The 9,190-nt window shown below is 32.5% G+C and carries 11 protein-coding genes and 1 riboswitch; of the genes, 10 read left to right on the top strand and 1 reads right to left on the bottom strand.

Annotated features, from left to right (window positions below):
• The 7 genes from IDG60_RS21210 to IDG60_RS21180 all read left to right on the top strand — a co-directional run.
• On the top strand, positions 1-454 hold a 454-nt coding region (locus tag IDG60_RS21210), incomplete at its 5' end, for a DUF1963 domain-containing protein (RefSeq protein ID WP_206161166.1).
• Positions 455-1,193: 739 nt separating this feature from the next.
• Positions 1,194-1,580, top strand: coding sequence for a toprim domain-containing protein (locus tag IDG60_RS21205; protein WP_001018962.1), 387 nt, complete (start codon positions 1,194-1,196; stop codon positions 1,578-1,580).
• Positions 1,573-1,869, top strand: coding sequence for a thioredoxin family protein (locus IDG60_RS21200; protein WP_001065801.1), 297 nt, complete (start codon positions 1,573-1,575; stop codon positions 1,867-1,869). Before IDG60_RS21205 ends, IDG60_RS21200 begins: the two co-directional genes overlap by 8 nt.
• Before the next feature lie 57 nt (positions 1,870-1,926).
• Positions 1,927-2,030, top strand: a riboswitch (SAM riboswitch).
• A gap of 88 nt (positions 2,031-2,118) precedes the next feature.
• The gene (locus IDG60_RS21195; protein ID WP_000571213.1) at positions 2,119-3,144 is read left to right on the top strand and encodes a methionine ABC transporter ATP-binding protein; all 1,026 of its coding nucleotides are present in this window, start codon (positions 2,119-2,121) and stop codon (positions 3,142-3,144) included.
• Positions 3,137-3,832: a methionine ABC transporter permease gene (locus IDG60_RS21190; RefSeq protein ID WP_000520231.1), complete on the top strand. Its 696-nt coding sequence runs from the start codon at positions 3,137-3,139 to the stop codon at positions 3,830-3,832. Before IDG60_RS21195 ends, IDG60_RS21190 begins: the two co-directional genes overlap by 8 nt.
• 17 nt (positions 3,833-3,849) lie before the next feature.
• Complete coding sequence (locus IDG60_RS21185) at positions 3,850-4,671, top strand: MetQ/NlpA family ABC transporter substrate-binding protein (protein WP_000732324.1); 822 nt, start codon at positions 3,850-3,852, stop codon at positions 4,669-4,671.
• Positions 4,672-5,024: 353 nt separating this feature from the next.
• Complete coding sequence (locus IDG60_RS21180; protein ID WP_000752917.1) at positions 5,025-5,219, top strand: CsbD family protein; 195 nt, start codon at positions 5,025-5,027, stop codon at positions 5,217-5,219.
• Between the two features lie 233 nt (positions 5,220-5,452).
• Here the strand turns inward: IDG60_RS21180 and popT are convergent, their stop codons facing one another.
• Entirely contained in the window at positions 5,453-6,304 is an 852-nt protein-coding gene (gene popT / locus IDG60_RS21175; RefSeq protein WP_001183854.1) for a polyprenyl-phosphate transporter PopT, read from the bottom strand.
• A 327-nt stretch (positions 6,305-6,631) separates the two neighbouring features.
• On the opposite strand from popT, the gene sufC reads away from it, so the two are divergent.
• The 3 genes from sufC to IDG60_RS21160 form a co-directional block, all read left to right on the top strand.
• Positions 6,632-7,393: a Fe-S cluster assembly ATPase SufC gene (gene sufC, locus IDG60_RS21170; protein ID WP_000168845.1), complete on the top strand. Its 762-nt coding sequence runs from the start codon at positions 6,632-6,634 to the stop codon at positions 7,391-7,393.
• Positions 7,394-7,490: 97 nt separating this feature from the next.
• Positions 7,491-8,798: a Fe-S cluster assembly protein SufD gene (gene sufD, locus IDG60_RS21165; protein WP_000205567.1), complete on the top strand. Its 1,308-nt coding sequence runs from the start codon at positions 7,491-7,493 to the stop codon at positions 8,796-8,798.
• Between the two features lie 105 nt (positions 8,799-8,903).
• Positions 8,904-9,190, top strand: a 287-nt coding sequence (locus IDG60_RS21160) for an aminotransferase class V-fold PLP-dependent enzyme (RefSeq protein ID WP_206161165.1), incomplete at its 3' end; no start/stop codon positions are given.

Below are 9,190 nucleotides of genomic sequence, written 5' to 3'. Positions count from 1 at the left end.
GCATTTGAAGTCATTAGATGCTGATAATGAGGATATCCCGTTCAGTGGAGCATTTTCTATAGAATTTAGATTGTCGAAACAAACTATTACATGTACTGATTATAAGTACGATGAGGACGTGCTTGCATTGTGGAATAAAGTCAATCCATCCTTCGCGCTAAAATCGATGTTTGGTGGATATGATGAATTAATGGAACCTGTGTGTAACACATTTACTGCTAAGGAGCCATTTAATCAACTTGGTGGTTATCCATATTTTGACCAAATAGATCCAAGAACGAACGATCAAGAACTGAAAATGTATGATAGAGTCTTACTGCAAATTGATTCTACAAGAGATGGTAATTCTTCGATTATATGGGGTGATTTAGGTATTGCCAATATCTTAGTGAAATCTACTGACCTTGAGGCTATGAAGTTTGATGATTACATGTATTCATGGGATTGCAGCTAAGAGAATCATAAAAATATATTACTTTAATAAGTGTAGTATCTATAGATCAATCTAGGGAGTGGGACAGAAATGATATTTTCGCAAAATTTATTTCGTCGTCCCACCCCAACTTGCATTGTCTGTAGAAATTGAGAATCCAATTTCTCTTTGTTGGGGCCCATCCCCAACTTGCATTGCCTGTAGAATTTCTTTTCGAAATTCTCTGTGTTGGGGCCCCTGACTAGAATTGAAAAAAGCTTGTTACAAGCGCATTTTCGTTCAGTCAACTACTGCCAATATAACTTCGTAGAGCATAGAACATTGATTTATGTCCCAGCCTGTTTTCATAAGCCACAGCTAATGTGTATTTAAAAATAGGAATACATGAGTAAAACTCATGCATAAGAAATACTAATTTCTAAAGAAAAAGTATTTCTTTATGTTGGGGCCCCCAACTTGCACATTATTGTAAGCTGACTTTCCGCCAGCTTCTGTGTTGGGGCCCCGCTATAATTGAAAAGTTTGTTATAGGTGTATTTTCTTTTGGTTAACTATTGTTAATATAACATTGTAGATTTTAGGATGTTGATTTTTGACTTAGCCTTTGTCTGCTTATGTTAAATGTTCCAGCTAGTCAAACATTGAGTTTGTAATTATTATATTAAGCTAGTTTAAATTTTTTGTGATTTATGTTTTATTCATACCAATTTTGTGAAATGATACAGTGACAGATGTTTATTGATTTTAAAGGGTGATGATGATGGCTATTGTAAATAAAGTGATAATTGTTGAAGGAAAATCTGATAAAAAAAGGGTGCAACAGGTTATTGCAGAACCAGTCAATATTATTTGTACTCATGGAACAATGAGTATAGATAAGCTTGATGATATGATAGAATCACTGTATGATAAACAAGTTTTTGTATTAGCCGATTCTGATGACGAAGGAGATCGAATTAGAAATTGGTTTAAACGTTATTTGAGTGAAAGTGAACATATATTTATTGATAAAACTTACTGTCAAGTTGCGAATTGCCCCAAACAATATTTGGCGCATGTACTTTCAAAACATGGCTTTACTTGTAAGAAAGAAACACCTCTTTTACCGAATATAAATAATGAAAGGTTAGTTTTAGTAAATGAATAATTCATTAGACATCAAAGATGTAACTACATTTTATGAGGAAGACAAACATTTAATCTTTGGTTATACACCAACGTGTGGTACTTGTAAGGTTTCAGAAAGAATGTTAGACATTGCTAATGAAATATTGCAGTTACCATTATTGAAAATAGATTTAAACTTTTATCCTCAGTTTTGTAAAGATATGCAAATCATGTCTACGCCGATTTTATTGTTGATGAATAAAGATAAAGAAGTAAAACGAATTTATGCATTTAAATCGGTGACTGATTTGTTAGAAAATTTAAAATAGTTATTGACGAAATTTTACTAAGGTGTTAGGATTAATACAAATTAAATGATGCGTAAACTCTTATCGAGAGTGGTGGAGGGATGTGCCCTACGAAGCCCGGCAACCGTCTTATATAGAAATGGTGCCAATTCACATAAAGTTTTAACTTTTGAAGATGAGAGAAACAATACTACTATTGCTTTCTCAATTTTTCTATCGATATTGAGAAAGCATTTTTTATTTTATTAAGCAACACAGGGAGGAATCAACGTGATTGAATTAAAAGAAGTTGTTAAAGAATATCGGACTAAAAATAAAGAAGTCCTTGCTGTAGATCACGTTAATTTATCGATTCGAGCAGGATCGATTTATGGCGTCATTGGTTTTTCTGGAGCAGGAAAAAGTACTTTGATTCGAATGTTTAATCATTTAGAAGCGCCTACATCAGGTGAAGTTATTATAGATGGAGACCATATAGGTCAATTGTCCAAAAATGGATTAAGAGCAAAAAGACAAAAAGTAAGTATGATCTTCCAACATTTTAATTTGTTATGGTCAAGGACTGTGTTAAAAAATATTATGTTTCCGCTTGAAATTGCAGGTGTCCCTAGAAGGAGAGCTAAGCAAAAAGCATTAGAACTTGTCGAACTCGTCGGTTTAAAAGGTAGAGAAAAGGCTTATCCATCAGAGTTATCAGGTGGACAAAAGCAACGTGTTGGGATTGCACGAGCGTTAGCTAATGATCCAACGGTCTTGCTTTGTGATGAGGCAACAAGTGCACTTGATCCGCAAACAACAGATGAAATTTTAGATCTACTACTAAAAATTAGAGAACAACAAAATTTAACAATTGTACTAATTACGCATGAAATGCATGTCATTCGTCGTATTTGTGATGAAGTTGCAGTTATGGAAAGTGGTAAAGTGATAGAACATGGACCGGTGACACAGGTTTTTGAAAATCCGCAACACACTGTGACAAAACGATTTGTGAAAGAAGATTTAAATGATGATTTCGAAACATCTTTAACAGAATTAGAGCCATTAGAAAAAGATGCTTATATCGTTAGATTAGTTTTCGCTGGTTCAACAACAACCGAGCCTATTGTATCGAGTCTATCAACTGCCTATGATATTAAAATTAATATTTTAGAAGCAAATATTAAAAATACAAAAAATGGAACAGTCGGCTTTTTAGTTCTGCATATTCCATATATTTCAAGTGTAGATTTCGGAAAATTCGAAAAAGAGTTAATTGAGCGACAAGTTAAAATGGAGGTGTTAAGACATGGGTAAATCATTTAGTGAAATTATAAATGAAATGATTACAATGCCTAATATTCAGTGGCCAGAAGTTTGGACTGCAATAGTCGAAACACTATACATGACAGTCGTCTCAACTATATTTGCATTTATACTCGGTCTTATTTTAGGTGTGTTATTATTCTTGTCTGCTAAAGGTAAGTCTATCGGTGCAAGGTTATTTTATTCTATCGTTTCTTTCATTGTTAACTTATTTAGAGCGATACCATTTATTATTTTAATTTTATTATTAATTCCATTTACAAGTTTGATACTTGGAACGATAAGTGGTCCGACAGGTGCGTTACCAGCCTTGATTATTGGCGCAGCACCGTTTTATGCAAGGCTCGTAGAAATTGCTTTTAAAGAAATTGATAAAGGTGTCATCGAAGCGGCCTGGTCAATGGGTGCCAATACTTGGATAGTAATTCGTAAAGTCCTCTTACCTGAAGCCATGCCAGCGCTAGTGTCTGGCATTACAGTTACAGCAATCGCTTTAGTTGGTTCAACAGCAGTTGCAGGTGTAATTGGTGCCGGTGGTTTAGGAAATTTAGCATACTTAACAGGTTTCACTCGAAATCAAAATGATGTCATTTTAGTATCAACTGTTTTTATTTTAATTATTGTATTTATAATCCAATTCATTGGGGATTGGCTTACAAATAAACTTGATAAACGATAAATTGGGGGGTTCATTTTATGAAAAAATTATTTGGTCTTATTTTAGTATTAACATTTGCAGTTGTATTAGCAGCTTGCGGTAATGGAAACAAAAGTGGCAGTGACGATAAGAAAATAACAGTAGGTGCTTCACCAGCACCACATGCTGAAATTTTAGAAAAAGCAAAACCATTATTAGAGAAAAAAGGTTATGACCTAGATATTAAAACAATTAACGATTACACTACGCCTAATAAATTACTAGATAAAGGTGAAATTGACGCAAACTATTTCCAACATACACCATATTTAAACACAGAGAAAAAGGATAAAGGTTACAAAATCGTAAGTGCCGGTGATGTTCACTTAGAACCTATGGCTGTATACTCTAAAAAGTATAAAAGTTTAAAAGAATTACCAAAAGGTGCGACAGTTTATGTGTCTAATAATCCAGCTGAACAAGGACGCTTCTTAAAATTCTTCGTTGATGCAGGTTTAATTAAGATCAAAAAAGGCGTAAAAATTGAAGATGCTAAGTTTAGTGATATTACAGAGAATAAAAAAGATATTAAGTTTAATAATAAACAATCAGCAGAATTCTTACCTAAAATTTATCAAAATGAAGACGCTGATGCTGTTATCATTAATTCGAACTTTGCAATCGAACAAAAACTAAATCCTAAAAAAGATTCTATTGCTGTAGAAAGTGCGAAAGATAATCCTTATGCAAACTTAATTGCTGTTAAAGAAGGACATCAAGATGATAAGAAAATCAAAGCATTAATTGAAGTATTACAATCTAAAGATATTCAAGACTTCATTAATGAAAAATACAACGGTGCAGTTATTCCTGCTAAATAAATCATATTAATGGCTCAGTAACGTGATGTTGCTGGGCTTTTTAATTTAAACAGGTATTTATATGATATTTAGGAATGAGATGCTATTACGGATAAAGTAAAATCCTATATGCATGCGTGCTACTCATTTATTCTTATTTTTAATTTCACATGGCTAGTGACTAATACATCATAAATCATTAGTGATTCTTTATTATTTCAGTCCCACTCCCTCAAGTTAATGATGAATCTATTTCGCTAGTTATAAAATGACGTCAAATCAATATCAAAAATTATTTAAGTAAAATGTTTAGATAATTTTTCAGTGGGTAAGTATTATATATAACATTTAATTATTCCGAGGAGGCATTTATTATGGCAGACGAAAGTAAATTTGAACAAGCAAAAGGTAATGTTAAAGAAACAGTAGGTAATGTTACTGATAATAAAAATTTAGAAAACGAAGGTAAAGAAGATAAAGCTTCTGGTAAAGCGAAAGAATTCGTTGAAAATGCAAAAGAAAAAGCAACTGATTTTATTGATAAAGTAAAAGGTAACAAAGGCGAGTAATTTTACTTTTTTATTCCTAATACACTGCACATGCCACTTAGTCGGTATAACCATCGGCTAGGTGGTTTTTGTATTAAAAAAGTGGATACCAAAATTTATTAATAATTATTTTAATGTTAGAAAAAAACTAAATAAAAACTCGCTAATGATATCCAATAATATGTATACAAAACGAGACATATATTGCATATGATTAACGAGATACTGAATATATTTTATCACCCCTAAAATGATTATTCATTTTCAGCGGTAATTCGACCTAAAGTCAAACTTACAATAAAACCGATGATAAATACTACTAATGAAACGAACCACATCACGATATTAGTTGGTAAACCTGGAAATACTGCAAAGAGGGAGCCAACAACAAAACCAATGATTAATGCAAAAGTCATTAGTTTATGATGTGTTAGGAAATACTGGATAATTTTGCTTGAAATAATGAATCCAGCAAGCACCCCAAATCCGACTGCAAGTAGTATAGGAAGACCGGTAAAGTTAAGTTTAACAACTTCAGATATTGCTAGCATGACCGTACCATAGACGCCAAATACTAATAACATAAATGATCCTGAAATACCTGGGAGTAACATAGCGCTAGATGCACACATACCTGCAATAAAGTATTTAATAATAAGACCAGTTGATAGAGTAAGCGTTTCTCCAGCATGTTTATCACCATTATTCATTAATGTAATAACAATTAAGATAGCGATACCAGCTATAACCATCATGTAATGTTTAGTTGTAAATGACGTTTTATAGTTAGAAATTTTCAATAAATATGGAACGATACCAATGATTAATCCACCAAAGAAAAACATAGTTGGAATATGGTGTTGGCTTAATAAATAATTAAAAAGATTACTTAGTGATCCCATTGCCAGTAACATTCCAATTATAATGGGGATTAAAAATGTAAAACTTGGCCAAAAACGTCGTGAGAATATGCCGCTAATTGAAGCGATAAATTGATTGTAAATACCTAACAATAATGCGATAGTCCCACCGCTAACACCAGGTACCAAGTCACTCGTTCCCATAGCAAAACCTTTTAGAATATTAATCCATTTAAATTGTTGCATGAATAACTCCTTTCAAACGATTGGAATAAAATCATAAATAGCATCATACCATATTACAAATGTCCTAGTGAAATGATAACATATTTTAAATTCATAAAATCCATTGAGAAATTATGTGCACTTATTATCATTTATATTTTTAAAGAGAGCGGATTAGAGTTGTACTTTAGAGTTATTAAAAATAATAAAAAGGGTTTAAGTTGTTTATATTAAGGTATAAGTAAGTTATAATTAACTGAACGCATTATTACAAAGTCTTTTTGACTACAAATTAAAATTATTATAAACTAGTTAAGAAAACTTTATATTTTACGGAGGGAATATAAAATGGCATCAACATTAGAAATCAAAGACCTACATGTGTCTATTGAGGATAAAGAAATCTTAAAAGGTGTTAACTTGACAATTAACACTGATGAAATACATGCGATTATGGGACCAAACGGGACAGGTAAATCAACTTTATCATCTGCAATTATGGGACACCCAAGCTATGAAGTAACTAAAGGAGAAGTACTTTTAGACGGTGTAAATATTTTAGAATTAGAAGTTGATGAAAGAGCAAAAGCAGGATTATTCTTGGCAATGCAATATCCATCAGAAATTACAGGTGTTACAAATGCTGATTTCATGCGTTCAGCAATCAATGCGAAACGTGAAGAAGGACAAGAAATCAACTTAATGCAATTTATTAAGAAATTAGATAAAAACATGGATTTTCTAGACATAGATAAAGACATGGCACAACGTTATTTAAATGAAGGTTTCTCAGGTGGAGAGAAGAAACGTAACGAAATCTTACAATTAATGATGTTAGAACCTAAGTTTGCAATCTTAGATGAAATCGATTCAGGGTTAGACATCGATGCATTAAAAGTTGTATCTAAAGGTATTAACCAAATGCGTGGGGAAAACTTTGGTGCATTAATGATTACACACTATCAACGATTATTAAATTACATTACTCCTGATAAAGTACATGTAATGTATGCTGGTAAAGTCGTTAAATCTGGTGGTCCAGAATTAGCAAAACGTCTTGAAGAAGAAGGATATGAATGGGTTAAAGAAGAGTTCGGTTCAGCTGAATAATCTTATTAATACAGTATCCATGAGATGTTCATCTATATATGATGAAAATGAACATTTATACGAAATAGTAAATTTCATCAAGTAGGAGGAAAAAGTTATGACAACTGATATTTTGAACATTTCTGAAGAACAACTTGTTGATTATTCTAAAGCCCACAATGAACCTTCTTGGATGACAGAATTACGTAAAAAAGCTTTGAAATTAACAGAAACTTTAGAAATGCCAAAACCTGATAAAACAAAATTAAGAAAATGGGATTTTGATTCTTTTAAACAACACGATGTAAAAGGTGATGTTTATCAATCTTTATCACAATTACCTGAGTCAGTAAGAGAAATTATTGACGTAGATCATTCTAAAAACTTAGTAATTCAACATAATAATACGATTGCGTACACACAAGTTGATGATAATGCATCGAAAGATGGCGTTATCGTTGAAGGTTTAGCAGACGCTCTTATGAACCATAGTGATTTAGTACAAAAGCACTTTATGAAAGATGCAGTAACAGTAGATGAACATCGTATCACAGCGCTACACACGGCATTAGTTAATGGTGGCGTATTTGTTTATGTTCCTAAAAATGTAGTTGTAGAACATCCAGTACAATACGTTGTGTTGCACGACGACAAAAATGCAAGCTTTTATAACCATGTTATCATCGTTACTGAAGAAAGCGCCGAAGTCACATATGTTGAAAATTACTTATCAAATGCATCTGGTGAAGGAAATCAATTAAATATTATTTCTGAAGTGATTGCTGGTGCAAATTCAAATATCACATATGGCTCAGTGGACTATATGGATAAAGGCTTTACAGGTCATATCATTCGACGTGGTATTACTGAAGCGGATGCCTCAATTAATTGGGCACTAGGTTTAATGAATGAGGGTAGCCAAATTATTGATAATACAACAAATTTATTTGGTGATCGTTCAACAAGTTCACTTAAATCAGTAGTTGTAGGTACAGGAGAACAAAAAATTAATCTAACATCTAAAATCGTACAATATGGTAAAGAAACAGATGGTTATATCCTTAAACATGGTGTTATGAAAGAACATGCATCATCTGTATTTAATGGTATCGGCTACATTAAGCATGGTGGAACTAAATCAATTGCTAATCAGGAATCACGTGTATTAATGTTATCTGAACATGCTCGTGGTGACGCGAATCCTATTTTATTAATTGATGAAGATGATGTACAAGCTGGTCATGCTGCATCAGTAGGTCGTGTTGATCCAGATCAACTTTACTATTTAATGAGTCGTGGTATTTCTCAAAGAGAAGCGGAACGTCTTGTTATACATGGTTTCTTAGATCCAGTAGTACGTGAATTACCTATCGAAGACGTTAAACGTCAATTGAGAGAAGTAATTGAACGCAAAGTTTCTAAATAATATTTTGAAAATAAAAGTTTGTAATAGATATAGACTGTCGATATTGGTATAAGACTAATACAACGTCAGTATTTAAATGATTAGGATTTTTATTTAAGAAAGGTCGTGAATGAAGTGGCCGAACACTCATTTGACGTTAATGAAGTAATCAAGGATTTTCCGATATTAGATCAAAAAGTCAATGGCAAACGTTTAGCATATCTTGATTCAACAGCGACAAGTCAAACGCCTATGCAAGTGTTAAATGTTTTAGAGGATTACTACAAGCGTTATAATTCAAACGTTCATCGTGGTGTTCATACATTAGGATCATTGGCAACTGATGGTTATGAAAATGCCCGTGAAACCGTTCGTCGTTTTATTAATGCGAAGTATTTTGAAGAAATCATTTT

This window comes from Staphylococcus sp. EG-SA-2 (genome assembly GCF_017152085.1).
The sequence above is the reverse complement of the archived record's forward strand: the minus strand, read 5'-3'. Positions and strand labels throughout refer to the sequence as shown.

What these genes read in the sequence shown, in the direction of transcription:
- IDG60_RS21205 (WP_001018962.1), top strand. Translation starts at nt 1,194, where the DNA reads ATGGCTATTGTAAATAAAGTGATAATTGTTGAAGGAAAATCTGATAAA.
- IDG60_RS21200 (WP_001065801.1), top strand. Translation starts at nt 1,573, where the DNA reads ATGAATAATTCATTAGACATCAAAGATGTAACTACATTTTATGAGGAA.
- IDG60_RS21190 (WP_000520231.1), top strand. Translation starts at nt 3,137, where the DNA reads ATGGGTAAATCATTTAGTGAAATTATAAATGAAATGATTACAATGCCT.
- IDG60_RS21185 (WP_000732324.1), top strand. Translation starts at nt 3,850, where the DNA reads ATGAAAAAATTATTTGGTCTTATTTTAGTATTAACATTTGCAGTTGTA.
- IDG60_RS21180 (WP_000752917.1), top strand. Translation starts at nt 5,025, where the DNA reads ATGGCAGACGAAAGTAAATTTGAACAAGCAAAAGGTAATGTTAAAGAA.
- popT (WP_001183854.1), bottom strand. Translation starts at nt 6,304, where the DNA reads ATGCAACAATTTAAATGGATTAATATTCTAAAAGGTTTTGCTATGGGA.
- sufC (WP_000168845.1), top strand. Translation starts at nt 6,632, where the DNA reads ATGGCATCAACATTAGAAATCAAAGACCTACATGTGTCTATTGAGGAT.
- sufD (WP_000205567.1), top strand. Translation starts at nt 7,491, where the DNA reads ATGACAACTGATATTTTGAACATTTCTGAAGAACAACTTGTTGATTAT.